Origin of the sequence: Arthrobacter methylotrophus (assembly GCF_039539965.1) — a bacterium.
In the GTDB taxonomy this organism is placed as follows: Bacteria; Actinomycetota; Actinomycetes; order Actinomycetales; family Micrococcaceae; genus Arthrobacter; species Arthrobacter methylotrophus.
The window spans coordinates 2,470,766-2,495,961 of record NZ_BAABED010000001.1 but is presented as its reverse complement, the minus strand read 5'-3'; the positions used below and the strand labels follow the sequence as shown (position 1 = coordinate 2,495,961).

27 protein-coding genes and 1 pseudogene are annotated in these 25,196 nt (G+C 64.1%); 9 read left to right on the top strand and 19 right to left on the bottom strand.

From position 1 onward, the window contains the following. Positions 1 to 277: 277 nt before the first annotated feature. Entirely contained in the window at positions 278 to 766 is a 489-nt protein-coding gene (locus ABD884_RS13235) for a hypothetical protein (protein ID WP_345046278.1), read from the bottom strand. 527 nt (positions 767 to 1,293) lie between these two features. Between ABD884_RS13235 and ligD the strand changes: the two genes are divergently transcribed. Continuing rightward, the gene (ligD, locus tag ABD884_RS13230) at positions 1,294 to 2,325 is read left to right on the top strand and encodes a non-homologous end-joining DNA ligase (protein WP_345054788.1); all 1,032 of its coding nucleotides are present in this window, start codon (positions 1,294 to 1,296) and stop codon (positions 2,323 to 2,325) included. Between the two features lie 326 nt (positions 2,326 to 2,651). Beyond that, entirely contained in the window at positions 2,652 to 4,523 is a 1,872-nt protein-coding gene (gene ribA / locus ABD884_RS13225; protein WP_345046275.1) for a GTP cyclohydrolase II RibA, read from the top strand. Between the two features lie 70 nt (positions 4,524 to 4,593). On the opposite strand, the gene ABD884_RS13220 is transcribed toward ribA, so the two are convergent. From ABD884_RS13220 to ABD884_RS13160, 13 genes and pseudogenes are all read right to left on the bottom strand, one after another. After that, positions 4,594 to 4,974 carry a nuclease-related domain-containing protein gene (locus ABD884_RS13220; RefSeq protein ID WP_345046270.1) on the bottom strand — a complete coding sequence of 127 codons (381 nt, stop codon included), beginning with the start codon at positions 4,972 to 4,974 and terminating at the stop codon, positions 4,594 to 4,596. A 25-nt stretch (positions 4,975 to 4,999) separates the two neighbouring features. Then, positions 5,000 to 5,179 carry a hypothetical protein gene (locus ABD884_RS13215; RefSeq protein WP_345046265.1) on the bottom strand — a complete coding sequence of 60 codons (180 nt, stop codon included), beginning with the start codon at positions 5,177 to 5,179 and terminating at the stop codon, positions 5,000 to 5,002. Continuing rightward, complete coding sequence (locus tag ABD884_RS13210) at positions 5,160 to 6,266, bottom strand: hypothetical protein (protein WP_345046262.1); 1,107 nt, start codon at positions 6,264 to 6,266, stop codon at positions 5,160 to 5,162. The genes ABD884_RS13215 and ABD884_RS13210 overlap by 20 nt, the downstream gene beginning before the upstream one ends. 19 nt (positions 6,267 to 6,285) lie before the next feature. Beyond that, positions 6,286 to 6,492 carry a hypothetical protein gene (locus ABD884_RS13205; RefSeq protein ID WP_345046258.1) on the bottom strand — a complete coding sequence of 69 codons (207 nt, stop codon included), beginning with the start codon at positions 6,490 to 6,492 and terminating at the stop codon, positions 6,286 to 6,288. Positions 6,493 to 6,657: 165 nt separating this feature from the next. Then, positions 6,658 to 6,831 (bottom strand): annotated as a pseudogene (locus ABD884_RS26210) (hypothetical protein); the annotation flags it as partial. Positions 6,832 to 7,159: 328 nt separating this feature from the next. Next, on the bottom strand, positions 7,160 to 7,660 hold the full coding sequence (locus ABD884_RS13195) for a helix-turn-helix domain-containing protein (protein ID WP_345046251.1): 501 nt from the start codon (positions 7,658 to 7,660) through the stop codon (positions 7,160 to 7,162). A gap of 140 nt (positions 7,661 to 7,800) precedes the next feature. Next, a complete protein-coding gene (locus ABD884_RS13190; RefSeq protein ID WP_345046248.1) occupies positions 7,801 to 8,868 on the bottom strand; it encodes an LLM class flavin-dependent oxidoreductase in 1,068 nt (355 codons plus the stop codon). Beyond that, complete coding sequence (locus ABD884_RS13185; protein ID WP_345046244.1) at positions 8,868 to 9,125, bottom strand: tautomerase family protein; 258 nt, start codon at positions 9,123 to 9,125, stop codon at positions 8,868 to 8,870. The genes ABD884_RS13190 and ABD884_RS13185 overlap by 1 nt, the downstream gene beginning before the upstream one ends. A 2-nt stretch (positions 9,126 to 9,127) precedes the next feature. Further along, positions 9,128 to 10,615, bottom strand: a complete 1,488-nt coding sequence (locus tag ABD884_RS13180) for an aldehyde dehydrogenase (RefSeq protein ID WP_345046241.1) — start codon at positions 10,613 to 10,615, stop codon at positions 9,128 to 9,130. After that, a complete protein-coding gene (locus ABD884_RS13175; RefSeq protein ID WP_345046238.1) occupies positions 10,605 to 11,354 on the bottom strand; it encodes an alpha/beta fold hydrolase in 750 nt (249 codons plus the stop codon). The genes ABD884_RS13180 and ABD884_RS13175 overlap by 11 nt, the downstream gene beginning before the upstream one ends. Beyond that, positions 11,355 to 11,909, bottom strand: coding sequence for an amino acid synthesis family protein (locus ABD884_RS13170; RefSeq protein WP_028266934.1), 555 nt, complete (start codon positions 11,907 to 11,909; stop codon positions 11,355 to 11,357). It lies immediately after the preceding gene. Continuing rightward, positions 11,906 to 12,517, bottom strand: coding sequence for an amino acid synthesis family protein (locus ABD884_RS13165; RefSeq protein WP_345046231.1), 612 nt, complete (start codon positions 12,515 to 12,517; stop codon positions 11,906 to 11,908). Before ABD884_RS13165 ends, ABD884_RS13170 begins: the two co-directional genes overlap by 4 nt. A 65-nt stretch (positions 12,518 to 12,582) precedes the next feature. After that, positions 12,583 to 13,266 (bottom strand): GntR family transcriptional regulator, encoded by a 684-nt coding sequence (locus tag ABD884_RS13160; RefSeq protein WP_345046228.1) that lies wholly within the window; start codon positions 13,264 to 13,266, stop codon positions 12,583 to 12,585. A gap of 140 nt (positions 13,267 to 13,406) precedes the next feature. Here ABD884_RS13160 and ABD884_RS13155 point away from each other — a divergent pair, with 140 nt between their 5' ends. From ABD884_RS13155 to ABD884_RS13135, 5 genes are all read left to right on the top strand, one after another. After that, on the top strand, positions 13,407 to 14,345 hold the full coding sequence (locus ABD884_RS13155; RefSeq protein ID WP_345046223.1) for a flavin reductase: 939 nt from the start codon (positions 13,407 to 13,409) through the stop codon (positions 14,343 to 14,345). A 105-nt stretch (positions 14,346 to 14,450) separates the two neighbouring features. Then, positions 14,451 to 15,884, top strand: a complete 1,434-nt coding sequence (locus ABD884_RS13150; RefSeq protein ID WP_345046214.1) for a purine-cytosine permease family protein — start codon at positions 14,451 to 14,453, stop codon at positions 15,882 to 15,884. Between the two features lie 76 nt (positions 15,885 to 15,960). Then, the gene (locus tag ABD884_RS13145; RefSeq protein ID WP_345046211.1) at positions 15,961 to 16,524 is read left to right on the top strand and encodes a cysteine hydrolase family protein; all 564 of its coding nucleotides are present in this window, start codon (positions 15,961 to 15,963) and stop codon (positions 16,522 to 16,524) included. 207 nt (positions 16,525 to 16,731) lie between these two features. Further along, positions 16,732 to 17,040, top strand: coding sequence for a hypothetical protein (locus tag ABD884_RS13140; RefSeq protein ID WP_345046208.1), 309 nt, complete (start codon positions 16,732 to 16,734; stop codon positions 17,038 to 17,040). A 93-nt stretch (positions 17,041 to 17,133) separates the two neighbouring features. Next, a complete protein-coding gene (locus ABD884_RS13135; protein ID WP_345046205.1) occupies positions 17,134 to 18,072 on the top strand; it encodes a 5'-3' exonuclease in 939 nt (312 codons plus the stop codon). Positions 18,073 to 18,121: 49 nt separating this feature from the next. Here the strand turns inward: ABD884_RS13135 and ABD884_RS13130 are convergent, their stop codons facing one another. From ABD884_RS13130 to ABD884_RS13115, 4 genes are all read right to left on the bottom strand, one after another. Next, positions 18,122 to 18,523 (bottom strand): (R)-mandelonitrile lyase, encoded by a 402-nt coding sequence (locus tag ABD884_RS13130; RefSeq protein ID WP_345046202.1) that lies wholly within the window; start codon positions 18,521 to 18,523, stop codon positions 18,122 to 18,124. Between the two features lie 76 nt (positions 18,524 to 18,599). After that, complete coding sequence (locus tag ABD884_RS13125; RefSeq protein WP_345046198.1) at positions 18,600 to 19,622, bottom strand: aldo/keto reductase; 1,023 nt, start codon at positions 19,620 to 19,622, stop codon at positions 18,600 to 18,602. 34 nt (positions 19,623 to 19,656) lie between these two features. Then, complete coding sequence (locus tag ABD884_RS13120; RefSeq protein ID WP_345054785.1) at positions 19,657 to 20,538, bottom strand: aldo/keto reductase; 882 nt, start codon at positions 20,536 to 20,538, stop codon at positions 19,657 to 19,659. Positions 20,539 to 20,996: 458 nt separating this feature from the next. Then, positions 20,997 to 22,079, bottom strand: coding sequence for an MFS transporter (locus ABD884_RS13115; protein WP_345046196.1), 1,083 nt, complete (start codon positions 22,077 to 22,079; stop codon positions 20,997 to 20,999). Positions 22,080 to 22,168: 89 nt separating this feature from the next. On the opposite strand from ABD884_RS13115, the gene ABD884_RS13110 reads away from it, so the two are divergent. Both ABD884_RS13110 and ABD884_RS13105 read left to right on the top strand, forming a co-directional pair. After that, positions 22,169 to 23,050, top strand: coding sequence for a helix-turn-helix transcriptional regulator (locus ABD884_RS13110; RefSeq protein ID WP_345046195.1), 882 nt, complete (start codon positions 22,169 to 22,171; stop codon positions 23,048 to 23,050). A 138-nt stretch (positions 23,051 to 23,188) separates the two neighbouring features. Continuing rightward, positions 23,189 to 23,524, top strand: coding sequence for a hypothetical protein (locus ABD884_RS13105; RefSeq protein ID WP_345046194.1), 336 nt, complete (start codon positions 23,189 to 23,191; stop codon positions 23,522 to 23,524). A 63-nt stretch (positions 23,525 to 23,587) separates the two neighbouring features. On the opposite strand, the gene ABD884_RS13100 is transcribed toward ABD884_RS13105, so the two are convergent. After that, entirely contained in the window at positions 23,588 to 25,000 is a 1,413-nt protein-coding gene (locus ABD884_RS13100) for a polysaccharide deacetylase family protein (protein ID WP_345046193.1), read from the bottom strand. Between the last annotated feature and the right edge of the window lie 196 nt (positions 25,001 to 25,196).

Sequence of the window (25,196 nt, the reverse complement as noted above, 5' to 3'; positions counted from 1 at the left end):
GTCCCCTGCCCTGTCCGCAGCTCTGCGGATTCAACCGGCCTCCGCCGGGGCGGGCGATGAATCCTCACCCTGCGGTTCCGGATTCGGTGAGGTTGCCTCCGGCACCGCGCTCCAGATACGGCCCCGGCGTACTGGAGCCGTATCTGCTTCACGAAGAATGCCCCGGAGTCCTGCTTCCGAGCCCTTTGGGGTGGTGTGCGAAAAGTGAAAAATCCGGCACTAAGGTTTGCGGGAGTAGGGGCAGCCTGTATCCGCCGGAGGTGTTGTCGAGTTGGGGTTACTTCTTCGATCCGTCGATAGCCTTGATCACGGCTTTCGTCTCGGGGGAATAGGCGTACGTGGATTCTCCATCGACCGTCACCCACCACTTGCCGCAGAGCGAGCTCGCCTTCTGCTCTGTCCCGGCGGGCCACCAGTCGGCTTTCAAAGTTGCCTCGCCGCTGTTGTAGTCAGCAGCCTTGAATTTGCCGTCAGCATCGTCAACGGGAGCGGGCTTTTGACCGGCCGGGATTGTTTTGCAGCTATTGGGGAGCGTGACGTTCTTCATCACGATGATTCGTTCAAAGCCGGTGCTGCGGAGCATCTCTTTAATGTCAGTGGCCTGTTCTGGAATCCAGCCGGGTAGTACCCCTGAGCCGTCCTTAGCGGTAGCAAAGGTCTTGGTTTCTTGCTTGTCGTTTTCGTTTCCGTTGACGCCGGGGTTGCAGGCGCTCAATAGAAGAGCGGCGCCGACGGACAAGGTGATAGCTGCTGCAGTTCTTCTCATATTTAGGTGATAGTTCCGTAACGGCGGAACGTGACGACGATGAGAGCGTGGCCTTCTTCACATCAGGCCCGGACGGCTCAAAGCATCACGGCGACGTCTGGGTGAATGTAACGGCCAGGACGAGGATCTGGCAGGCACGGCATCGACGCCCGGGAAGTCTCAATAACGGTCCGGGATACCATGCGCCCGACACTTGACGGGACCCAGATTTTCCATTTTCCACGCAGCCCCACTGCCGCCGCGGAACGCAGAGACCGGCAGACCGAGGGCTTCCTGAGCCCATTCCGAAGACGCCGCTGTGCACGCCGGGGCATGTATCTTTGCATCAAGCTTTCTGTCCAGACTTGCGGCCTACCGAGGCGGCATCCTTTCCCGCCGGACTGCGCCCTGCCGCGTTTCTGGAAGTCCGCAACGATGCCGCCGGCTGGCTCGCGATCGTCGTGCCGGTGGAAATAGCAAAGTCATTGGGGCGCCTTGGTTGTCTGGAATTGCTGACGGATCGGGCCATGCGGGGGTACCTTGTCCTCATGGTCAGCGAAGCAACCACCCTCACCGTTGACGGACCTAACGGCCCCCGTGAGGTGCGGATCTCGAGTCCGAGCCGGGTCCTCTGGCCGGACCAGGGCCTGACGAAGCTGGATCTGGCGCACTATGTCGCCGAAGTCGGCGGTGCGTTTATCTCCGCTAATGGTGACCGGCCGGTCTCGCTGCAGCGCTTTTCGGGGAATATCGACGGCGAACAGTTCTTTTCCAAGAATCCGCCGAAAGGGACGCCCGACTTCGTTCGCTCAGTGACGGTGATCTATCCGAGTGCACGTTCGCACCCTCAACTTGTTCTTGACGAGCCTGCGGCGGCTGTATGGGCTGTGCAGATGAACACCGTGGTTTTCCATCCATGGCCTTCGCGCGCGGAAAACCCGGACAATCCGGATCAGTTGCGCATTGATCTTGACCCTCAGCCCGGCACGGACTTCGACGACGCCATCCCCACTGCCTTGGAGCTGAGAAAGGTGCTGGACGAGGCCGGGCTGAGCGCCTTTATCAAGACGTCCGGCAACCGGGGGCTGCACGTCTACGCCCCGATCAAGCCGACTTATGAGTTCCTGGACGTGCGCCACGCCGTGATCGCGGCTGCCCGGGAGCTTGAGCGGCGTATGCCGGACAAAGTGACCACCAACTGGTGGAAGGAGGAGCGTGGTAAGCGCGTGTTCCTGGACTTCAACCAGGCCAACCGCGACCGCACGATCGCCGGTGCCTATAGCCCGCGCGCTCTGCCGCACGCCCCCGTTTCCTGCCCGATCAGGTGGGACGAACTGGAAAGCGTCCGTCCCCAGGACTTCACCATCCTGACGGTCCCGGAGCGACTCAGGACCGTTGGTGATCCGTGGGCGGACATGAATGCGGAGCCTGGTGTCATCGACACGCTCATGGAATGGTGGGAGCGTGACCTGGGCTCCGGGCTTGGGGAGCTGCCTTTCCCGCCGGACTACCCGAAGATGCCGGGGGAACCGCCTCGAGTTCAGCCGAGCCGGGCCCGCAAGGACAACGGATCGTTGTAGCGCGCAAACGATATATGAAGCTGCGGGCGGTTCCGACTTCTTCTTGGCGTTGGCAAAGCCTGGCCCCGACATCAGCAGGGTCCCCGAGCAAAATTCGGCGTCGCGCCCTTTCTAGCCGGCGGGCGCGCACCCCCTGCGCGAGTCAGGGCGACGTAGCTTGTCTCACTGGAGCTGGAGCTGCCATTGTTGCCAACCATAGCTCCTGAAAATTCATTCATGAACTTATATCTGGAGTCATATTACTTGCATCTTGAACTAATCGCTCGTACGGTTAACTTCAATCTTCAAGTAATTCCGCCTCTCACGTCGAATGTCGAGGACCTCAAGTGACCGCTGTTGTTGAGACCGCCACGCCGGCCGAGGTTGTGCCCACGGCCACCGTGCGCAGCCAGGTCACAGTTCCACTGCGCTTTCCGGACGGATTCCGCACAACAGCCGAGGTGCTGACGTTCCGTGGCCTGGCCGACGGCAAGGAACACCTGCTGCTCGCCTTGGGTCAGTGGGAGCATGCTTATCCAGGCCGGGAGTCAGGAGACGGAGCGCCTCTGGTCCGGCTGCACAGCGAATGCCTGACAGGGGACGTGTTCGGAAGCCAGCGCTGCGATTGCGGTCCGCAACTGCGTGAAGCAGTCGAGCAGATTGCCGCCGTTGGCGGTTTCCTGCTCTATCTCCGTCAGGAAGGCCGTGGCATTGGTCTTTATTCAAAGCTGGACGCCTACGCATTGCAGGACACCGGCCTCGATACGTACGAGGCCAATCTGACCCTTGGCCATGGGGAGGATGAGCGCAACTATACGGCCGCCGCTCAGATGCTGGAGACCGTCGGCGCCACGAGGATCCGCCTGCTCAGCAACAACCCGGACAAAGCCGCGCAGCTCACAGCGCTCGGCATCGACGTCACCGAACAGGTCCCCACCGGGGTCCATCTGTCTCCGGACAACCATCGCTATCTGTCCTCGAAGCGTGACCGTACCGGACACACGCTGGAGCTTTCGCCACTCGTCGTCGGGCGCGCCCCGATCGCCGCAACCCCCGGAACCGTACCCGGCCACGAGGACATGCTCGCGCGCGTGGATGCGCTGATTCCCCGTCTGCGGGAGCGGGCGGAGGAAACGGAGCGGCTTCGCCGCATTCCCGATTCCACCATGGCGGAGCTGGAGGAAGTCGGGGTCTTCCGTATCCTGGCTCCGAAAGCCCTGGGCGGCTACGGCATGGGAGTGGAGACTTACGTTCACGTCATTCGGCGGCTTGCCCGCGGATGCGCGTCCACCGCCTGGACCGCCGGGCACCTGCTCGAGCATGTCTGGATGCTTGCGCGCTGGCCCCAACGGGTCCAGGAAGAAGTGTTCGCGAACGGGCATACCCCCTTGGCGGCCGCCACCGGGGCTCCCGTGGGTGTGGCGAGGAAGGTCCCGGGAGGGTTCTCCATCACAGGAAATTGGAGTTTTGCTTCCGGAGTGATGCATTCCGAGTGGGCGCTCCTGGCAGTGCAGTGCGACAACGTCCGTCTACAGTGCCTCGTCCCGATCGCTGAACTCGATTTGCTGGACGTTTGGCAAACAGCCGGATTGCGGGGGACAGGCAGCAATGACCTCCGGGCCGAGAGCGTGTTTGTTCCAGAGCACAGGGCGATGGACTGGGCGCTCCTCAGCTCAGCGGACAACCCCGGCAGCCGGATCCACCAAGACCCGATGATCCACACTCCCATGGCCGCCCTGCTGAACCTGGTGGCACCCACCACCGCCTTGGGAGCCGCCGAGTACGCCGTCGACATATTCCGGGAACGGATCATGGGACGAAAGGTCAAAAACACGGTGGAGAACCGCCAAGCGGATTCTCCGCTCGCGCAAGCCCGCTTCTCGAAGGCCTATGGGATGGTCGCCACGGCACGCTTACACTGGCAAGAAGCGGTCCGCGTTATCGCCGGGTCATACGAACGCCAGCTGTCAACCCTGACAGACGACGAGCGAGCCAGCTACCGGCTTTCCCTGGCCCTCAGCGGCGAGGCATCGGAAGAAGCGGTTCGTCTCATCACCTCAGGATCGGGCGGAAGCGTCTACCGGCTTTCGCACCCCCTTCAGCGAATCCAACGCGACGTGAATGTCCTCCTCAACCACCCGACCCTCAGCATGGATCCGATTCTTGAGCAGGCGGGCCGGGGCTTGCTGGGCCTGGGATTCACCATTCCCGCCTTCTGACCCCGGCGCCGAAGAAGAGCAGCGTAAGAACCGTCCTGAGAAGCCCGCCTGCGGGTCTTGCCACGGCCCCTTATGGTGACAAAAAGCGTTGGAGATTGGACTGCCCCGGAGTGAGTACGGTCGGGCGGCCGTTGAGCCAGCGCAGCAGCTGCCGGTCGGTGACGACGGCAACCCCGGTGACTTCCACCGCCTGGTTCGCCACGGAGGCGAGGAGTTTTGCCGACCGGGCGGCTTCATAGCTGGCGTTCTGGAGGTGGCGCTGCTTCTTGCCCGCGACCATCAGGGTCCGCCCCGCCGCCCAGACGGATTGACCCGCATGGTTCTTGGTATTGAGGGTGAAGACGCCGGCCGGACCGATCAGGACGTGATCGATATCAGAGGTGCCGGCGCCGATCGGGACGGCGTGCAGGACCGTCCATTCAGGCCCCAGACGTTGAAGGATCTTCCCCACTGTTAATTTCGCCGAGCGCGCCCTTTTACCAGGGGTGGTTGTCCGGACTCAGCGGGTCAGCACCGAAAATTCGTCCCAGGAACGACGGCGGGGGCTCACCTTCCCTGTCAGCCAGCAACTTCTCGATGACCGCCTGTCCCGGGACCCGGTCATTCAGCCCGCCGCGGTTTGGGCGGTCGGCCGCTTCAGCCTCCTCGCCCTTCACCCGCTGGCAGCTTCGAGGTGGTACCGGCCGTTGTTCGCACCTTGAATGTGAGCGCGGCGAGCGCGAGCATTTCGAGTCCGGTCCATGCGAGCGTCCCGCCCCAAAGTTCAGACGAGAAGCTGAGTGCACTGTCGTGGAGCGCCACACCAGCGAAGTACGGGGCCCAGAACACGACGGGGGAGAGACCGATCGCCGTGAGGAGCCTTGCGGGACGGTCGGGCTTGGGTCGCGCCACCGCCCACACCACCCCAACGAGGACCGCACCGACGAGGGCCGCGGGCACGAGCCAGGCGTCCCGCAGCGCGACCATGATCTGCAGGGCTACGGAGGGTAGCAGTGTCATGGCCGCGGGCACGGCGGCGTGCAGGCGCCAACGCAGCGACAGCAAGAGGACGGGCACAAAGAGCACGGCCGTCGAGACGAAGAACGACGCCAAAGAGACGATGATGCTCGACGACGTCGGAATGGTCACCGCGGGCTGGGCTCCCGCAGAGCCGCTATACGTCTGGATGAGTCCGTGGCGCGCGAAGACCGCGAACTCCTGCAGGATGAACGCCGCAACCATGCCCGAGAGCATGGCGCTCACGACGGCGGGCATCAGCCGCGGCCATGACCGCTCGGGTGAGTGCCATGCTGCGGAGAACGGCGCGCTGAGGATGAGGAAGCCGCCGGTGGCGAGCCCCAGATGGGACGGGCTGAAGAGCGCCTTGATGCCCTGCTCGATGCCGAACACAGAATGCCAGGCGAAGTCGGCTGCCCCGGATACGAGGAAGAGGAGGACCCCGGCTGTCGCGGCCCCGTAGCCGGCGGGTATCGCTTCCATCCACCGCGCGTCGGGGGCGTGCCGGCGCCAGGTCAGGGCTACGATCCAGAGGGCGCAGGCCGCGAAGCCCGAGTAGAGGATCGCGTGCCAGGGAGTGAAGAACGTTTCGAGGTCGCGAAGGTTGTTGTGCGCCCAGCCGTCAACATAGGTTCCGGTGAGGAGCCAGACACCGGCCGCGAGGGTGATGACGTCTTCTACGGCAGTGGTCGGTCGGTGGACTGATACCGGCGGAGTTGCAAAGGCGTGAGCTGCTGTGGCGTCCATAGCTCAACAGTAGGTCCCGTCACCTTCCGCGGCGAGGGAGCAATTCCGCGGGCATTCCGGGACGATTCAACCCGGTTGTGGTGCCTGTTGACGAGGTTTCCTGACCGGACCTAGCATGGCGTTGCTGGCGCGTGAAGCTCTTGGTCATGAGTGGAGGGGAGCTGAGAATGGCGGCTCCGGGGATCACCGATGTCGGCCCGTCCTCGCCGCTGAAGGAAGCTCGCATCCGGAAAAGGGATGGAGTATCCCGATGAACGCTGAGCAGGCCGTCCAGCACGCTTGCCTGGCCCATCCCGCTGACGCGCAGCGTCAATCCACCCCCGTCACCGGACCATACGCCGTCGTCGGATCTGGAGAAATTCACCCTCTGAGACCCGAAGCCGGGCCGGGGTTGAAGAAGGACCCGAACCGGAGCGGTGCCCGAGATGAGCCGGATGTGGCGCATCAGCACAGCCCTTTCAAGGTCGCCGGGCAATGCGAGGGCTTCGCGGCATTCGACGATTCCGTCCGTCGTGACCCAGCGGCTGTTCCAGATCAGCGTGCCGTCGTAGTAGTGCCCTCCCAGACATACCGCGGGTTGACGGGAGTCACCGCAAACACCGCGGAACCGCCCACCAAGGACGAAAACACTGCGGGCCCTCCCATTGCGGGGCGCACATCCAGACCACGTCTCCGCGCGGCCCGATCACGGCGCCGCGTTCCCCGTCGCCTATCAACGCGTAGTCGCGGAGAACGTGGGCAGGAAAGCGGGGGCTGTTGCGGTCGGACCTTGTATCGGATTCCATCTGGCTATGCCTGGATCCTGTTCTTTTCGGCGTCCCGCACCCTGAACGTGAGTCCGATGCCCGGACGGTCGTCGTCGGGCCGGACCGCCATGCGGGTCGCCGGCCCCGTCAAAGAACATGTCCTCTACCCGGACGTGGTCGTGGAACCATTCCGGCGAAGTTGAACACCGGCCCGTACAGCGCCCGGCCCAGCAGGTTCGAGGCCAGCACGTCCGAACGTCCGTTCTGGACGATGGCGACCGCTGCGGTCATCCCGTCCAGCAGACGCAGCACCCCGGGACGGACCCTCTGCTGCGGTGGCCGCCGTTGTGTCCGACGCGACGGCGCATTGGCCGTCCGAGCCAGATCCATCAGGTGCGCCCGCTCGGCCTCGTCCAGCTGAAGGGCAGGCGCCACGGCCTCGAGCACAGCGTCAGAGGCCCCGCGGATACTGCCGCGCTCCAGACGGGTGTAGTAATCCGGACTCACCCCCGCGAGCTGCGCCACTTCCTCACGGCGGAGCCCGGGAACACGCCGCAGCTTCCCATAGAGGGGAACGCCTGCTTGCTCCGGGCTGATCTTCGCCCGACGCGAGATCAGGAATTCACGGATTTCGTCGCTTCTGTCCACATTCACCACGCTACGCAGCCGCGGCGGCCGGTGGCAGTGTCCATCAGACACCCCCAAACCGGCCCGGAGAAGTCAGCCTTGCTATGGCTGGGGGAAGGGACACGGAACCCGGCACGGCATCCGCAAGGCCCTCCATAACATCAATGTGCTGCGGACGCGGGCTGTTCCTGGAAGGCCGGAATGACGTGTTCGATGAAGAGTTCCAGGGAGCGCTTCTTCTCCTCGTGGCTCAGGCTGTTGTCGGACCAGATGCTGAACTCGTCGACGCCGAGTGTCTCGTAGTGGCGGATGCGCTCGATGATCTCGTCAGGCGTCCCGATCATCGCGGTCTTGTGGAGGGATTCAGGGGTGAACTCCGGGCGGTCGGCGAACTTCTCGGCTGGGCTCGGTTCGAGGAAGCCGTTCTTCGGAGTGGTCTTGTTTCCGAACCAGGCATCAAACGTCCTGTAGAACTTTTGAATGCCCTCGGCAGGACGCCGCCATCCCTCGGGCTCGTCTGCTGGGTGGACATGGGTGTGGCGGAGCACCATGAGATCGGGGCGGGGGACTCCGGGGTTGTGTTCCACCGCGGTGTCGAATTTGTGCGCAAGGTCTTCGACCTCTTCGTCGCCCTTCATGAGGGGAGTGACCATCACGTTGCAGCCGTTTGCGACTGCGAACTCGTGTGAGGAGATGTCGCGGGCGGCGATCCACATGGGCGGTGTCGGCTTTTGCACGGGCTTGGGGACACTCGTCGAGGTCGGGAACTGCCAGATCTCGCCGTCGTGGGCGTAGTCGCCTTCCCAGAGCGCGCGCACGGCCGGTACCAGTTCGCGCAGGTGCTTGCCGCCGTCGACTGCTGACATGCCGCCCATGAGGCGGTCGAACTCGAACTGGTAAGCGCCGCGTGCCAGTCCCACTTCCATCCGGCCATTGCTGATGACGTCCAGGAGCGCCGTCTCGCCGGCTACGCGCAGCGGGTTCCAGAAGGGCGCGATGATCGTTCCGGCGCCCAGGCGGATGCGCGAGGTGCGCGCGGCCAAGTATGCAAGCTGGGGCATGGGACTGGGCGAGATGGTGTACTCCATCGAATGGTGCTCACCAATCCAGATGGTGCTGAAGCCTCCGGCCTCCGCGATGAGGGCGAGCTCTGTCAGGTTCTCGAAGCATTCTTGGTGTGAGACGGACTCGTCCCAGCGCTCCATATGGGCGAAGAGGGAAAAGCGCATTAGTGACTCCTTTGTTCTGGCGCGGTGTTCGCCGACACGTGCTGGATGGGTGCCGCTTCCTGGGCGACTGCGTTGCGTTCGGCGATGGTCTGGTTGCCGCGGGACCAGTGTTCGTGTTCGATTTCGCGGATGATGACAGTGGTGTTTTCGGGTAGCGCGCCCACTGAGCGTTCGGCGGCGCGGTGAAGCTCAGCGATGAGCGCGCGGAGCTGCTCGGGGCTCCGGCCTCGGGCGATGGAGACTTCGATAAGAGGCATGGTTAGCTCCTCATGATGAAGGGGTCGGCAATGGGGGATTCGTCGGTGTTGATCCAGACGCTCTTGAGCCTGGTGTATTCCCGGATGCTCTCCATGCCGTGTTCGACGCCGACTCCGCTGGTCTTGAAGCCTTCCCGGGGTGATTGGGGAGACATGGTGCGGTAAGTGTTGACCCAGATGGTGCCTGCTTCCAGGCGGCTGGCCATCCGGTGGGCCCTGGCCAGGTTGGTGGTCCAGACACCCGCTGCCAGTCCGTAGCTGGTGTCGTTTGCCAGCCGGAGCACTTCTTCCTCGGTTTCGAATGGCATGATGGCTGCGACGGGGCCGAAGATTTCCTCCCTGACCACGCGCATGGAATTGTCGACGTCGGTGAGGACGGTGGGTTCGAAGAAGTAGCCGCCGAGGCCTATGTTGGGCCGGGCGCCGCCGGTGAGGACGGTGGCGCCTTCGGATACGCCGAGATCGACGTAGCTGGCCACCTTGTCCCGCTGATCCTGGAAGGCGAGCGGCCCGAGCTCGGTGGCGTCAAGGAGCGGATCTCCGATGACGATGCTGCGGGCACGGTTGGCGACCCGCTCCAGCAGTTCGTCGTAGACGGCCTTGTGGGCGAACACGCGGCTGCCGGCGATGCAGGTCTGGCCGGCCGCGGCGAAGATGCCGGCCACCACCCCCATGGAAGCATTGGCGACGTCGGCATCGGCGAAGACAATGTTCGGGGACTTGCCGCCCAGTTCGAGGGTCGAGCCGATGAAGCGGGACGCGGTAGCGGAGGCAATGCGGGCGCCCGTGGCGGTGCTGCCTGTGAACGAGATTTTGGCCAGGCGGCGGTCATCGACCAGGGCCGCTCCGGCTTCTGCTCCGAAGCCGGTGACCACGTTGATGACACCGGGCGGGAAGCCGGCTTCGTCGGCCAGAGCGGCCAAGCGCAACACGGAGGCGGAGGTGTACTCGGAGGGTTTGATCACGATGGTGTTGCCGCTCGCAAGGGCGGGGGCGAGTTTGCTGGTGGTCAGCGTCAGGGGAGAGTTCCACGGGGTGATGGCACCCACGACGCCGAGGGGTTCGCGGAGGGTGTAGTTCAGCATCGCCTTGCTGGAGCCCGGGATGGTGTCGCCCTGTATCTTGTCAGCCAGCCCGGCATAGTAGTAGTAATACTCGGGCATCGCGGCGAGCTGGGCGCGCATTTCCCGCAGGAGCTTGCCGTTGTCTTCGGTTTCCATCCGGGCTAGTTCGTCCCCGTATTCGCCTACGAGGTCGCCCAAGCGGCGGAGCAAGTGCCCGCGCTTTGTCTGGCTGAGGTCCCGCCATGCGGGGTTTTCGAAGGCGGCCGCCGCGGCAGATACCGCCCGCTCGACATCGGCTTCGTTGCCCCGCGCGGCACGGTAGAGCACGTCCAGCGTCGCCGGGTTGGTGCTGTCAAAGTACTCCCCGGACGACGGCGGAACCCACTCCCCGTTGATGAAGTGCTCGTAGCGGCGTTCAGTGGACATGGGAATGCTCCTTGATGAAGGCGGTGAGGGTGTCGGCGAGTTCTTGGGGACGTTCCACGGGCATCATGTGGCGCGCCCCGCTGATGACGGAGTAAGTACAGCCGGGGATGGCCGCGGCCAGCCGGGCGCTCATCTCCGGCGTCGACCCGGGGTCCAGCCCACCGGTCACGGCATGGGAAGGAACGGTGATCCGGGGGAGTTCGGGCGCGATTTCCGCGTCTGCGGTGGCGAACACGCGGTAGCAGGCCAGGAAGGATTGCGGGTCGTTGCGAAGCAGGACTTCCCGCGTCGCCTCGACTAACTCCGCTGGCACCGCAGAGCCTTCCGGGTACCACCGGCGGATCGACGCCTCCACCGTTGCCGGGAAGTCCGCTTCCGCTGCGGCCAGACGCATCATCACCGCAGCGTGTTCTTCCGGCGTCCGGGCGCACACCGAGCCGACGGAAACGAGGGAGGCAACGAGGTCTGGCCGGAACCGGGCCAGATGCTGCGCTACGAGGGCGCCCAGCGAGAACCCGACAACATGTGTGCCCGGGTCCAGGCGCTCCGCGACGTCCGTTGCGAGCTCGGCAAGCGTCACGCCTTCGGGGGCTTTCTCCCGACGCCCGTGGCCTAGGAGTTCGAGGATCTGGACGTCGTATTCCGGTTCGAGGAACTCACGCAGGGGTCCCCACATCGAGCCATCGAGGCCGACGCCGTGGATCAGGGCTATGCGGGCGCGGGTCACGACGGCGGTCACCTACTTCGATTCGGTGGCGAACGCCGCGAGTCGTTGCTGAGGGCGTCCCTGGGCGGCGGCGGCAAGGGCGATCACGATCTCATCGGCGTGCGGTGCGTCATTGATGCGGACCTCGATGCTCTGGTGGTGGGAGCGGATGGTCGCGTCCGTGATGTGTTTGAGCGGAATGTCGAACACGACTCCCGCCGGCCCGCGCTTTTCCACGGCCGGCAGTAGCGTGGTGGCATTGGCCGCGTCACGGAAGTGGTTTCCGAAGGCAAGGGTGTGGATGAGGCCGGAGCCGTGTTCGATTTCACCGTTCAGGCCGACGATGGCAGCCTTGCCGTACGCTTCGGCGGGGGCGCCGAGTGCTTCGAGCACGCGGGGGGCGAGCAGGGCGCCGATGTCCGAGGCGTTGGCGTCGATTCCTGCGGAGAGGTCCTCGACGAAGCCCTGGCCGGCCCACGGGTTTTTGACAATGGCTGCGACGACGGCGACACGCGCGGAGGGTGCGACCTCCCGTCCGCCTTCGATGAGTACGTCTTCGGTGAAGGTGACGATCTTGCGGATGCTCATGAAATCAATTCTCCTAGTATGTCTGCTTTAACGACCGGGTCCGTGAGGCGGTCACCGATACGCGAATGGGGCCGCGGCCCGGTGGATGCGCCAAGGACGACGACGATCTCGCCGGGCCCGGGCGCGTCACCGATCCGCGTGGTGATGGTCTGGTAGTGCGTGCGGGTTGCAGCAGCGTTTTTGTGCCACAACGGCACGACGAGGGTGCTGCCGGCGTCGGCCCTGTCATCCGCGAAGCAGATGATCGATTCGCCCTCGAAATACTCACGGACCAAGTTGCCGAAGAACGGAGTGTGGATGAGGGCCGCGCCGTGTTCGATTTCGCCGCCTGTGCCTACTATCGCTGCCTTGCCGAAGGCCTGGATGGCGTCCACGCCGCCTAGCTCCGCGCTCAGGACGTCCGTCAGCTTCCGCGCGAGGACCGGTGCAAGCTGGACGACTTCCGACGACAGGTCATCGCTCGCCTTCCCGCCAAGCCAAGGATTGGCGACGACGGCGGCGGCAGTCGCGCGGACGGCAGGCACCGCCGGGGCAGATCCGTTTTCGAGCAGGATTTCCTCGCTGTAATAGACGATCTTGCGGATACCGAAGCCTTCGTCGTTCATCATTGGGTCCTCGCCAGGTCGGGCTGAAAAATCGAAAAGCGCATGGCTTCCTCTCGTGTTGTCGTTTGTTAGTTCCGGCGTTCCAACGCCGGCTCGGTAATCAAGGCTTCACGGGACGTCGCGTAGACGTGGTTCCGCATCGCGGATTCCGCGCCGAAGGGGTCCTTGTTCTCGATCATTTCGAGGACTGCATGGTGCTCGCGGGTGGACGCGGCGATCCGGCCGGGGTGCTCGACGGTGCGCACCACAAGCCGCTGGTACGCCAGCTGGTTCATGAGCCGTTCATAGTGTTCGTAAAGCTTGAAATTGTCCGAGCCGCGGACAATCGTCCAATGGAATTCGTGGACGAGCCGGGCATAGGCCTCTTTGTCCCTTGTGAGGACTGCCTCGTCGGAGTCCCGGAGGTTCCGGCGGAGCACCGAAAGTTCGGAGACGTCCCCGCGCCGGGCGAGCAGCGATGCGGCCAGGCCCTCCAAGGATTCCTTGAGTTGGAAGAGCTCGACGATCTCCCGGCGGGTGGGCTCCCGCACGAAGGTGCCGACCTTCGGACGGATTTCCACCAGCCCTTCTTGCTGGAGCTGTTTGAGGGCCTCGCGAACAGGGGTGCGGCTGACCTCGAATTCCTGGGCGAGATAAGCCTCGGGCAGGAGCGCGCCCGGAGGGAACTCGCCTCCCAGGACGAGTCGCCGGATCCTCTCGAGGAGGCCTTCCTGCTCGACAGTTTCCGTGGTGACCATCAGATCCTCTTGCATGCAAGTCAGCTTATGATGCATGCATGAAGTGCGTCAAGACTTTGGTTGCCACTTATGAACTTCCTTGGATTTTCGCTATTTTCAAGGACTTTCAGCAAGGCTATTGACCCAAACAAGTGACCTGCCTTACCGTCATTGGTATGCAACAGACTCTTGAACCGCTCATCACATCAGCTTGGCTCGAGGCCTGGGACAAGGGTGACCTTGATGCCCTCGACAGTCTCGTAGCGGTTGGCTACACGCGAACCAGCAAGGCGACGGGCGCCACTGTCGACATCACGGGTCTCAAAGCCGAGATTGCCGCGGTGCGGGAAGCTTTTCCGGACCTGCGCACCACGATCGACAACGTCGTTGAGGGAAATGGCACGGTCGCCGTCTTCTGGACGTCTACCGGCACCCATGCCCATGAATACCTCGGCGTCCCGGCAACAGGACTTACCGTCCACACCAGGGGCTCGAACATCCTGGTCCTCAAGGATGGCAAGATCACGAAAGAAACCGTGACCTGGGACGGGAGCGAGCTGCTGGCTGCCCTCGGGATTCGCCCGCTGCGCGGGATAGCCACTCCTGACGTTGGAGACAGCAGCGACTTCCCGGAGCTTGACGCAGACTTGATGAAGGCGTTCAACCGCCAGTTCATCACCGGTGTCACCGTGGTCACCACCAAGGAAGGCGAAACCCCCAAAGGGCTGGCAGCGAACTCATACTGCTCAGTTTCCATTGAGCCGCCCCTGGTCCTGATCTGTGTTCAGAAAACCTCCAGCACCTACCCGGCGCTGTTCTCGTCGAGCCACCTCGGCATCAACATCCTGGGAACGGCACAACACGAGACGGTGCGGGTGTTCGCCTCGAAGGCGGCAGACAAGTTTGCGGACCTGGACTGGCACGAGGGGCCGAAGGGAAGCCCGCTTTTGAACGGGTCGGCGGCTTCTTTGGAGGCCGAAATTCAAGAGCGGTTCCAAGCGAAGACCCATACAGTCTTCATCTGCCGGGTCCGGCACGCGGAAATCGACGATTCTGCGCCGATGGTCTACAAGGCCGGACATTTCTACGACGGCGGAAATCTCGCCGAACTCTAGGTGTCGGCACGGCTGATGAGCCTTTGCACGGGAAACCAGCCGCACCGACACAACCTGCTCTCTCAAGCAGCGCACCTAGGTGCGCATTCCACCATAGGACAAAAAATGAGCCCAGACACTATGAGTTCCGTCTCCGAAGACAGCGTTGCTGTAGATCGCGGATATCGCGACAGCCTCACCAAGATCGAGCCATACGGCATCGAGCACATCCCCGACGTCGAACGCCACGGCAAGCCGCGTTCGCAGTTCTTCCTCTGGTTCGCAGCCGGCATGAACTTCCCCATCGTGGTCCTTGGCTTCAGCGCCACCTACTTCGGGCTCCCGTTCTGGGCCGCCGCTTTGGCGATCGTCCTTGCCGGCGTGACCGCCTCGGCCGGAATGGGCTACCTCTCCGCGATGGGCGTCCGGCTAGGTGTACCCCAGCAGATGCAGGGGCGCGGCCCGCTCGGATTCATCGGCAACCTGTTCCCCGTGGCGTATGTGAACGTCTTCGCCGGCATCGGCTGGGCGGCAGTGACCGTCATCCTCGGCGGCAAGGCCATTGCATTGCTCACCGACATTCCCTTCTGGCTCTCGTCACTCGTCCTCATGGGCATCCAGCTCGGTGTAGCGGTCATCGGGTACAACCTGATCCACTTCCTCCAGCGCATCCTCTCCTTCGTCCTGGTGATCGGCTTCGTCTTCATCACCGCCGTGGCCGCCGTCAACGGACACATCGTCAACGACTTCAATCCGGCGGCACAGGGCTTCGACGGGATCGGCGGATGGATCATCTTCTTCGGCTGGTTCTTCTCCTTCATCGTGGCCTGGATGCCCTTCGCCTCCGACTACTCCCGCTACCTTCCCAACACGCCCGGCAACCGCCGCGGCGCCGGCTGGGCCACCATGCTGGGAAATGGCGTCACGCTGGTCTGGATGGGCATTCTCGGCACGCTCCTCGGATCAACAGCCACCGCGACCGACAGCATCGGTGCCCTCAAGGAGCTCATGGGCGGGTGGGCGCCGATCGGCCTCGGCGTCGTCGCGCTGTCCTCCTTCACGCAGAACTTCCTGAACGTCTACGGCGGTGCCATCTCCATCCAGACCATGGGTGTACCCGTCAAGCGCCACACCGGAGTCATCTTCATCTGCGTCGTTTCCTATCTTGTGGCTCTCTGGGGCCAAGACGGGTTCAATGAAGGATTCACGGCTTTTCTCAACCTGACCGCCTACTGCATCGCCCCGTACGTCGCGGTCCTTGTGTGCGACTACTTGTTCGGAGGCCGCCGCACTGAGCGCGGACTACGGGAGCTTTTCGATAAGAGCCGGAAGTTCGAATGGGGCTTCGTTGCCTGGGCCGCCGGCGTCGTCCTCTCCTCCCCGTTCTGGATGTCTTCGATCTACACCGGACCCATCGCCACCGCTTTCCCCCAGATCGGTGACCTCTCCTACTACGTCGGAGCCGCCGTCGCGACCAGCGTCTATCTCCTCACCCACCGCCGTCAGCGCCTCTCCGGGCACGACATGCTGGACCGCAGCGCCGCCGGGCGGACCCTCTAAAGCCAAGTGGCTCCCCACAGCCAGGTGGGGAGCCACCCACCTGACCTCCAAATGCCGGAAAGGAAGGCCACACATCGTGACTAACAGCAAGAGCAGTACCGCAACGGGCGGGGCAAAGCGACATCTGGTGGTGATTGACATGCAACGCGCGTTCCGCGAAGCGGGGGAGTGGCACATCCCGCGCTACGACGAAGCGGCCCGAACCATCGCGGCCCTGTCAGCCTCTGGAATGGACCCCATCCTCACCCGCTTTGTCCCCGACCCCGAGGAGAAAGGCTCATGGTCCTCGTACTATGACCGCTGGCAAAGCATGCGCCTGGATCCGGCCGATCCTCTATGGGATATCGAACTTCAGGGGGTCGAGGTGAGGGGCTCCATTGATCTTCCGACGTTTTCGAAATGGGGGGAAGAGCTCGCGGAACGGATTCCCGTCGGGGAAGAGATGGTCCTCACCGGTGTTGCGACTGACTGCTGCATCCTGGCCACAGCCCTCGGCGCCGCGGATGCAGGCCGATATGTCACAGTGGTCGAGGACGCCTGCGCCGGTCAAAGCGACGCAGCGCATGACCAGACGCTAGACCTTTTGGAACTGCTTGCACCGATGGTCAGGGTAGTCAAAAGCGATACCCTTCTTGTTTGAGGCCGTGCCGCCACCATCTCGGCACGAAGGCGGTCTTTGGAGAATCCGTTCATCGATTCCCAAGATTCTCCTAGGTTTTCCCTAAGTTGCCGCCATGGCCTGCCGGCTGGAGTATTCTCGTGCCCGGGGTAGACGACGACCGACAAAGCGCGGTGAACGCGATATTCCCCGCCAGGTCGAAGTCTCATCACCATCGAAAGGTCTCAGGTGTCGCAACCCAAATACAACCAGCCATATCAATACCCGAACTACCCGAACGTGCAGCAGAACAACTCCCTGGAGTTCTTTCGCGGCACGAAATTCAAGGAAAAGTCCACGATCTTCGGTGTAATCGGGTTCTTCTTCCTGGGCATCGTCTTCGGTCCGCTTGCGATCTCAAATGCAAAGAAGGCGGAGGCCCTGCACCACTCGGCGACCTTCGGCAAGGTCCTTGGTTGGATTGACACGATTGCCGGCATCATCTGGCTGCTCGTCGTCCTTCTCATTGTCATCTCTGCGGCATCCGGCCGACACTGAAACGTGGGTCGTGCACCTGCTGAAGTAGGTGCCAGTGGGAGCCGTCCGGCGGTGCGAATCGGCGAATCCGTGGCCTGGATGCAAGGATCGGTTATGCCTCACCGCCTGATGCTCCTCGATACGGCCTCGCTCTACTTCCGCGCCTTCTTCGGTGTACCCGATTCAATCCGCCGGGCCGACGGCACGCCGGTGAATGCCGTTCGTGGACTGCTGGATATGATCGCGCGCCTCACCGCCGAGTATGGGGCGACGCATCTGGTGGCGTGCTGGGACGAGGACTGGCGTCCGCAGTGGCGGGTGGACCTGATCCCGACGTATAAGTCGCATCGGGTCGCGGAGGCAGTAGCGGGTGCTCCGGATCTGGAAGTGGTGCCGGACGCCTTGCAGATGCAGGTTCCGATGATCCGGCGGGTGCTCGGCCTCGCGGGAATCGCCGTCGTCGGGGCTGCCGCGCATGAAGCCGACGACGTCATCGGCACATACGCCAGCCACGCTGACCTTCCTGTTGACGTGGTGACGGGCGACCGGGATCTGTTCCAGGTCGTTGACGACGGCCGCCAGGTGCGGGTCATCTACACGGCGAGAGGCATGAAGAACCTCGAGATCGTGACCGATGCCGTCGTCGTTGGCAAGTATCGTGTGCTGCCCGAACAGTACGCCGACTATGCGACGCTGCGTGGCGACGCCTCTGACGGGCTGCCGGGCGTCGCAGGGATCGGCGAGAAGACCGCGGCGTCGCTCCTCGCAGCATATGGCACCCTTGACGGGTTGCTCGAGGCCGCGACGGATCCAGGCAGCGGACTGTCCGCGCCCGTCCGGTCGAAACTCGCGGCCTCCGCCGACTACCTGGCGGTTGCGCCCGTGGTTGTGAAAGTCGTGCGCGACCTCGCATTGCCCACTCTCGAAGAGGCCGGAGCGGTCTTGCAGCCCGTCGTCGGAGACTCGCGCATTGAACTCGAGCGGCTCGCGACCGACTGGAACCTCGGCGGTTCGGTAAAACGATTGCTCGACGCCTTCGAACTCCGTCGGTAAGAGGGTCACCCGCCCTGCGTCGCGACCACCCGTGAGCGACGTCCGGTGGTTAGCGGCCGTTGTATTCGTCGTCTGTGATGTGCCCGGCCCAGGTGGTGGTCTTGGATGGATCTTCGCCGTTTTGGAGCATTGCGATGTGTTCCATGAAGCAGCCGGGGGCGGCGGCGTGCCAGTGTTCCTCCCCGGGTGGGGTATAGACCGTCTGGCCGGGGTGGACTTCGATGATCTTTCCGTCCCGGGTTCCGAAACGGCCTACACCCTGGGTGATGCGAAGATATTGACCGTGTTGGTGGGAGTGCCACGCGGTGCGGGCTCCGGGAGAGAAGCGGACGGTCGCTACGACCATCGTCTGCTCGCTCTCGTGGGGAAGGGCAATGGGATCCAGCCACACGTCTCCCGCGAACTGGGCCGGCGGGTTCTTGGAGGTCGGCACGGTGGGTTCGATGTTCATGTTCGTCCTTACTTGTTGTCTGTGAAGAGTTGCTTGGCGACGCCCATCGCGCGATCGCTCTCACCGCCGTTGGCGGTCACGTCTGTCGCCGTCGTGCTTGCTCTGTGAGTTCGTGTGCTCCGTAGCTGTTGTCGTCAGGGTTGGCGGTCACGCCTGGTGCGACGAGCTGGTCGATCCGGTCCAGTACGTCGGTGCTGAGCGTAATGTCCGCGGCGGGCAGGTAGGACTCGAGCTGCTCCATGGTGCGCGGTCCGACGATTGCGGCGGTCACGCCGGGGTGGTTGATCACGAAAGCGATGGCCAGCTCGATGAGCGTCACACCGGATTGTCCGGCGAGCTGGGCGAGTTCTTCGACGATGTCGAGTTTTCGCTGGTTGGCCGGGCTTGTCATGTCGAACCGGGCGCCCGGACGCGCGGAAGAGGTGGGTGCGGATGCGGAGTCTTTGCGCCAGCGCCCGGAGAGCCAGCCGCCGCTGAGCGGGCTGTAGGTGAGGGTTCCCATGCCATGGCGCTGCACCGTGGGGAGGATGTCCTCCTCGATGCCCCGGACCAGGATCGAGTAGGGCGGCTGTTCGGTAACGAACCGCTCCAGGTTCCGTTCCCGGGATGCCCATTGGGCTTCGACGATCTGGGATCCGGAGTAGGCCGAGGAGCCGATGTAGCGGACTTTGCCCTGGCGGACGAGGTCGGTGAGCGCGCCGAGGGTCTCCTCGACGTCGGTGTCAGGGCTGGGCCGGTGGACCTGGTAGAGGTCGATGTAATCGGTGTCCAGGCGGCGAAGGGAGTTCTCGACCTCGCGGATGATCCAGCGGCGGGATCCTCCACGGTGATTGGGGTCTTCGCTCATGGGCATGAAGAACTTCGTGGCAAGGAAAACCTCGTCCCGCCGGCCTTCCAGTGCCTGGCCGACGATTTCCTCGGATGCCCCGCCGGAGTAGACATCGGCAGTGTCGATGAAGTTGATGCCGGCGTCGAGCGCGCGGTGGATGATGCGGGTGGAATCGGCGGTGTCGTTGTTGCCCCAAGGGCCGAACATCATCGCACCGAGACACAAGGGGCTGAGGTGGACGCCTGTGCGGCCGAGGGGACGGTATTCCATGCTGTTTCCCTATCTAGGTCTTAGGTCTTGGGACTTAGGCTTCGGGGATGACCATGGCGAAGCGCTCCGGCCGGGCTTGGTCCGGGTCCGGTCCGTTGCGGTTGCCGGTGTTGAGCGCATCGATGGCGGCGAGTTCGTCGGCGGCGAGTTCGAAATCGAAGACGTCGAAGTTTTCGGCGATGCGTGCCGGGTTCGTCGATTTCGGGATGGCCGAGCGGCCCTGCTGCAGGTGCCAGCGGAGCATGACCTGCGCCGGGCTCTTGCTGTGGGCCCGCCCGATGGCGGCAATGATCGGGTCTTCCATGACGTTCCGGCGTTCCTCGCCCCATCCCGGGTAGAAGGTGATTCCTCCGATCGGTGACCACGCCTGGGTGAGGATGCCGTGCCCGGCGTCGGCTGCTTGTACGTCCGGTTGGGTGAAGTAGGGGTGTAGTTCAATCTGGTTCACGGCCGGGACGACGTCGGTCGAGTCGAGCAACTGCTCCAGGTGGTGCGGCATGAAGTTGCTGACGCCGATCGCCCGGACGCGCCCGTCGTCGAGCAGGGTCTCCAATGCCTTGTACGCGGCGGTGGTCTGCTCGAACCGGTCGGGGGCGGGCTGGTGCAGGATGAGCAGGTCCAGGTAGTCGACGCCGAGCTTGCCTGTCGCTTTGTCCCAGGCGTGCAGGGTCTGGTCGTAGCCGTAGTCACTGACCCACACCTTGGTCTCGATGAACACCTCGGAGCGGTCCAGGCCTGAACGGCGGATGCCCTCACCGACCTCCCGCTCGTTGCCGTACGCGGCGGCGGTGTCGATGTGCCGGTAGCCGGTGGCTAGCGCGGCCGCGACGGCCGCCGTCGTCTGCTCCGGGGCGCTTTGGAAGACGCCCAGGCCCAGGGCTGGCATTGTGATGCCGTTGTTGAGTGTTAGTTTCATGTCCATGCCTTTCACGCTATTCAGATGTGCGGGGTTGTGGGAGTGCATGTCAGTACCCCCTTGGGGTGGGCGGCCGGGAGGTTCAACGGACGGCTTCGAGCTGCGGTTCCGGCGCGGCTTCTGGGGGGTCCTGGTGCGGCGGGCGGCCAGGTCTGCGGGCAGGATGAGGGCCGCGGTGACGGCCAGTGCCAGGGGCAGGAGGATGCTGCCTGTCGTGAGTGCGGTGCTGACCTGGGTGGTGAGGTGCGCGACGGCGGAGCCCGCTGCCGGGACGGTGGCTGCGGCGGCGACCGCCATGCCGAGTCCGAGGCAGGTGCCGACCTGGTGAAAGGTGTTCACGAGCCCGGATGCCGCGCCGGCGTCGGACGCGGGGGTTCCGGTGATGCCGAAGGTGGTCAGGGGCGCAAACGCGAGGCCCTGCCCGGCGCCGATGAGAATCATCGGCAGGGCCACTCCGGTCAAATACGCGGAGTCGATGCCGGCCCGGCTGAGCCAGAACATCCCGGCGAGCGTGAGCAGTATCCCGGCCAGGAGCGGGAGCGATCCCGGCACCCGGCCAACGAGCCGGGGATGGTCATCGCGACGGCGAAGTTGACCGCGGTCATGGGGAGGAATCCGATGCCGGCCTGCAGGGGGTCGAAGCCGAGCACTTCCTGGAGGAACTGGGTGGTGAAGAAGAACGCGATCATCGCCCCCAGGTAGAGAAACCGTGCCACGTAGGCGCCGGTGCGTCGGCGGCTCCGGACCAGCCGCAGCGGCATGATCGGCTGGGCGGCCCTGCGTTCGGTCAGCACGAACGCGATCAGGAGTACGACGCCGGCGCTGATCGCCGTGAGCGTGACCGGGGACGTCCAGCCGGCGTCGGAGGTGTTGATGATGCCGAACACGTGAGCGCCGACGCCGAGGGTGGCGCTGAGCGCGCCGAACACATCGAAGCGTCCGCGGGCACGGCGGGTTTCAGGGAGGAACCGGGGAGCGAGCGCGATCATCGCGGCGCCGATCGGCACGTTGACGAAGAACCCGGCGCGCCAGGAGATCCAGTGGGCCAGGGCGCCGCCGATGACCAGGCCCAGGCTGGCGCCGATCCCTGCGGTCGCGCCATACAAAGCGACGGCCCGGGTGCGCTCACGTCCTTCCGGGAAGCTAGCGGTGAGCAGGGAGAGTGAGGCGGGCGCGACGATCGCAGCACCGATACCCTGCACGGCGCGTCCGGTGATGGCCCACCAGCCCGCCGGCGCCAGCCCGATCAACAGCGACGCGAGCGAAAACACCACCAGCCCGAGGACGAAGACGCGCCGTCGGCCGAGCAGGTCACCGGCCCGGGCTCCGAGGAGGAGCAGGCCGCCGAAGACCAGCGTGTACGCGTCCTGGACCCAGGAGAGCTCGCCCGTGCTCAGCCGCAGCTCTGCCTGCAGGCTCGGTAGGCGGTGAAGATGACCGAGTTGTCCAGCAGGATCATGAAGTAGCTGACGAGGATGATCGCCAGGATCGCCCCCGGATGGGAGGCTGTTGCGGGTGCAGGTTTCATGCTTTACATGCAACCGTGATTCTGTACGGGCCGGGAGTCACGGTTGTTCCAAGTAATGCCGGACCCTCCCTCGTCCCACAAGCCACGGCGTACCGTGGATCCATGACACATAGCGATGATGTGCGGAAGTTCCTGACCTCCCGCCGTGCCAGGCTCACGCCGGACGATGCCGGTCTGCCGGTCTACGGTGGCAACCGGCGCGTTAGCGGGCTGCGTCGCGAGGAAGTCGCGATGCTCGCCGGGATGAGCATTGACTACTACATACGCCTGGAACGGGGAAATCTCTCCGGCGCTTCGGACAGCGTCCTAGAAGCCCTTGGGCGCGCGTTGAAGCTCGACGACGCCGAAACGGCCCACCTTTTTGACCTTGCCCGCGCCGCTACCGCCTCCCCTCGGGCGCGGCGCAGGCACAGCCCGCAGACAGTGCGGCCGAGCGTGCAGCGCGTTATCGACGCGATCACGGCCGCACCGGCCTGGGTTCGCAACGACCGCGGGGATGTCCTCGCTTCCAACGAACTCGGCCGTGCCCTTTACCTGGACATGATGGCAGAGGGGCCTCTTCCGCCGAACAGTGCACGCTTCACCTTCCTGAACCCGAAAGCGCGGGAGTTCTTCGCCGATTGGGAACGCGCTGCAGATGACATCGTCGCGGTCCTGCGTTCCACCGCGGGGAAGAACCCGTACGACAAGGACCTGACGGACCTGATCGGCGAGCTGTCCACGCGAAGCGAGGAGTTCCGTACCCGGTGGGCCCGTCACGACGTGAAGTACCACCGCGCCGGCCGCAAGCGCCTCCACCACCCGATCGTCGGGGACCTGGACCTGAGCTTTGAAGCACTCGAGCTCCCCGCCGACCCGGGACTGCGCATCAACGTCTACACAGCGGACCCCGGGACACCCTCCGAGGATGCCCTGAAAGTGCTCGCCAGCTGGGCAGCGACTCAGCTCGACGCCGCAGAGGTACCGGTCAAGGAGAAAAAATGAGCCACGGTCCCTCCACGGACCTGATCGTCGGCGACACCGGAAGCATCGGCGGAGCATCCCCTCTTGTGGCTTGGACGATAATCCACTCTTCCGCGCTGTAATTTGGTGACTTATGCTCGGTGAGATATTGGACGCTTCTTGGGGAAGCAGTTCCGGATCGGGTCAAGGGGCTCCGGAGGCGGGAACGTGGACGGACAACAATGGATCTGGGTCGCGGCAGTGATCGTGGGAGCAATCATCCTAGCTGCAGTCATGGTCTTTGGACACCAGATGAACTTGCCCGCAGATCGCCGAACTCGGCGAACGGGCCGCGGGAAATCTCACGGACCACGGCCACGGCACACCAAACGGACGACGTCCGGGCAGAGAACCTCGGAGCAGGAGCATCCCTCGGCGGCGCGCCCTGGGATGCCAGATGCGTCGATCTCGGATCAAAGAGACTACCGCCACGACGACGAACGCCGGGGTGACTGACCTCGACGTCCGTGTTCATCGACGGCGCCCTCATGCAGGGAGCGCCGCGTTGTGGGATGCGAACTATGCGCCGTTATCGTACATCTCGTAGTCGTCCGTGGTGATGGTGCCGTTCGTTTGGATGTTCAAGCCCCAGCTGATCCCCGAGGCACCGGCCGGCAGGGGTGGGGTGGTCCAGGTGGTTTGGGTCCAGTTCGCCGCGGCGGCGACGAGGGGGCTGGCAGTCCAATAGGTCCAATAGCCGTTGCCGATACGGTAATAGAGTTCGAATTGGGTTGCTGCGGTGGATTTATACCAGGCTTTCAACTGGTAGGTATGTCCGGGTATCCCCGTTGGTGAACAGCCGCCGAGGTCCAAGGCGGGGAGGAGTTTCGCGTCCCCGGACACCGCGCCCGTCACGGTGAGCTGTTCCGCATTCGTACCGGTGTGGCCGGGGGTGACGACGGAGAAAGCGGGGGTGTTGGTGCCGTACCCGCCGGCTGCCCAGCACTGCGGGATGGTGTTGACCAGGGTTTCGAGGCTGGGGTTTTGGATCAGGTTCGTTCCGAGCGGTGGTGGTGGAGGTACCGCGGGCCCCTGGACTGCTGGCTGCTGGGTGCCTCCGATGACTTGGTCGACGGTCTGAACCGCAACGGTACCGGCCGTCTTTTGCTGGGCCAACCAGGTGGCGAACTGACTGAAGAGGGTGGGAGTGATCGTCAGCGTCGGGTCCGTGCCGACGGCGATGTGATGGAAAGTAAGCTGGACCCAGCCGCCTCCGGCTGATTGGGCGTGGGTCACCTGATCCTCCAGATTCTGCAGGGTCCAGGTGCTGTCTACCTCATCCGGTGCTGCCGTGATGTAGGGGTTGGCGGGTGGGATGGTATCTGCCGCGGGAAGCGTCGCCGTAGAGGGATCCGGGCTGGAGGTGTCGCCCAGTCCGCGGGCACTGTTGAAACCGCACTGCTTCACGAGGGCTTCGGTGGCCGGGTCTTCGGAAGCGAAGGGATAGGCGAAGCTGGTGACTTTGAAGCCCATGTTCATCAGTGCCACGCGCCCGTCACAGATTTGCCGCGTCGACTCAGCGGCGGTCAGGGACACCAGATCCGGGTGGGTCACGGTGTGGCCGCCGATCTCATTGCCGTCGGCGGCGATCTGCTGAAGATTGGCCGTGGTCAGGTAGGTGGGTTGGCCAATCCACCCGGTGGTGATGAAAAACGTGCCGCTCAGGCCCAGGCTCTTCATCGTGGCTTCAGCCGTCAACTGGTCCGCGTTGCCGTCATCGAAGGTCAGTGATACCACTGTGTTCGCGGCAGCGTGCGCCGGTGCGGCGAACCCCACCGCGGCCAGCAGGCCGGCAACCAGCAGCGTACTGCTGCCGAATGCCGTCCAGCGTTTGCGGAGCAGCCTGCCGGGCCCCGCTCCGTTCGCGGTGGGCCGTGTGGGGCCCCCGCGTGACGATTCGCTCGTCCCTCGCTGCTGACTTGTGGTACTCATGGCCAACTCCTCCCCGGCTTAGGCACTGCGCCAGAGGCCGAGTGATCCTTCGTTGATATTCCAGGAGGGTGCCGCTCGAAAGAGGGGTCCGATCAGGGGTTCCGGTGGATGGCACCCGTTGTGACTAGTTCGCACACGCGTACCTTAGAGGCTACGACTACCGGGTTGCCGCAAAAACGAGTGGTCGACACTCGTT

Excerpts from the sequence above, each read along its gene's own strand:
- ABD884_RS13235 (WP_345046278.1), bottom strand. The coding sequence starts at position 766 with ATGAGAAGAACTGCAGCAGCTATCACCTTGTCCGTCGGCGCCGCTCTT.
- ligD (WP_345054788.1), top strand. The coding sequence starts at position 1,294 with ATGGTCAGCGAAGCAACCACCCTCACCGTTGACGGACCTAACGGCCCC.
- ABD884_RS13210 (WP_345046262.1), bottom strand. The coding sequence starts at position 6,266 with ATGGACGCCACAGCAGCTCACGCCTTTGCAACTCCGCCGGTATCAGTC.
- ABD884_RS13205 (WP_345046258.1), bottom strand. The coding sequence starts at position 6,492 with ATGCGAGCTTCCTTCAGCGGCGAGGACGGGCCGACATCGGTGATCCCC.
- ABD884_RS13190 (WP_345046248.1), bottom strand. The coding sequence starts at position 8,868 with ATGCGCTTTTCCCTCTTCGCCCATATGGAGCGCTGGGACGAGTCCGTC.
- ABD884_RS13185 (WP_345046244.1), bottom strand. The coding sequence starts at position 9,125 with ATGCCTCTTATCGAAGTCTCCATCGCCCGAGGCCGGAGCCCCGAGCAG.
- ABD884_RS13180 (WP_345046241.1), bottom strand. The coding sequence starts at position 10,615 with ATGTCCACTGAACGCCGCTACGAGCACTTCATCAACGGGGAGTGGGTT.
- ABD884_RS13170 (WP_028266934.1), bottom strand. The coding sequence starts at position 11,909 with ATGAGCATCCGCAAGATCGTCACCTTCACCGAAGACGTACTCATCGAA.
- ABD884_RS13165 (WP_345046231.1), bottom strand. The coding sequence starts at position 12,517 with ATGATGAACGACGAAGGCTTCGGTATCCGCAAGATCGTCTATTACAGC.
- ABD884_RS13160 (WP_345046228.1), bottom strand. The coding sequence starts at position 13,266 with ATGCAAGAGGATCTGATGGTCACCACGGAAACTGTCGAGCAGGAAGGC.
- ABD884_RS13155 (WP_345046223.1), top strand. The coding sequence starts at position 13,407 with ATGCAACAGACTCTTGAACCGCTCATCACATCAGCTTGGCTCGAGGCC.
- ABD884_RS13150 (WP_345046214.1), top strand. The coding sequence starts at position 14,451 with ATGAGCCCAGACACTATGAGTTCCGTCTCCGAAGACAGCGTTGCTGTA.
- ABD884_RS13135 (WP_345046205.1), top strand. The coding sequence starts at position 17,134 with ATGCCTCACCGCCTGATGCTCCTCGATACGGCCTCGCTCTACTTCCGC.
- ABD884_RS13130 (WP_345046202.1), bottom strand. The coding sequence starts at position 18,523 with ATGAACATCGAACCCACCGTGCCGACCTCCAAGAACCCGCCGGCCCAG.
- ABD884_RS13125 (WP_345046198.1), bottom strand. The coding sequence starts at position 19,622 with ATGGAATACCGTCCCCTCGGCCGCACAGGCGTCCACCTCAGCCCCTTG.
- ABD884_RS13120 (WP_345054785.1), bottom strand. The coding sequence starts at position 20,538 with ATGAAACTAACACTCAACAACGGCATCACAATGCCAGCCCTGGGCCTG.
- ABD884_RS13110 (WP_345046195.1), top strand. The coding sequence starts at position 22,169 with ATGACACATAGCGATGATGTGCGGAAGTTCCTGACCTCCCGCCGTGCC.
- ABD884_RS13100 (WP_345046193.1), bottom strand. The coding sequence starts at position 25,000 with ATGAGTACCACAAGTCAGCAGCGAGGGACGAGCGAATCGTCACGCGGG.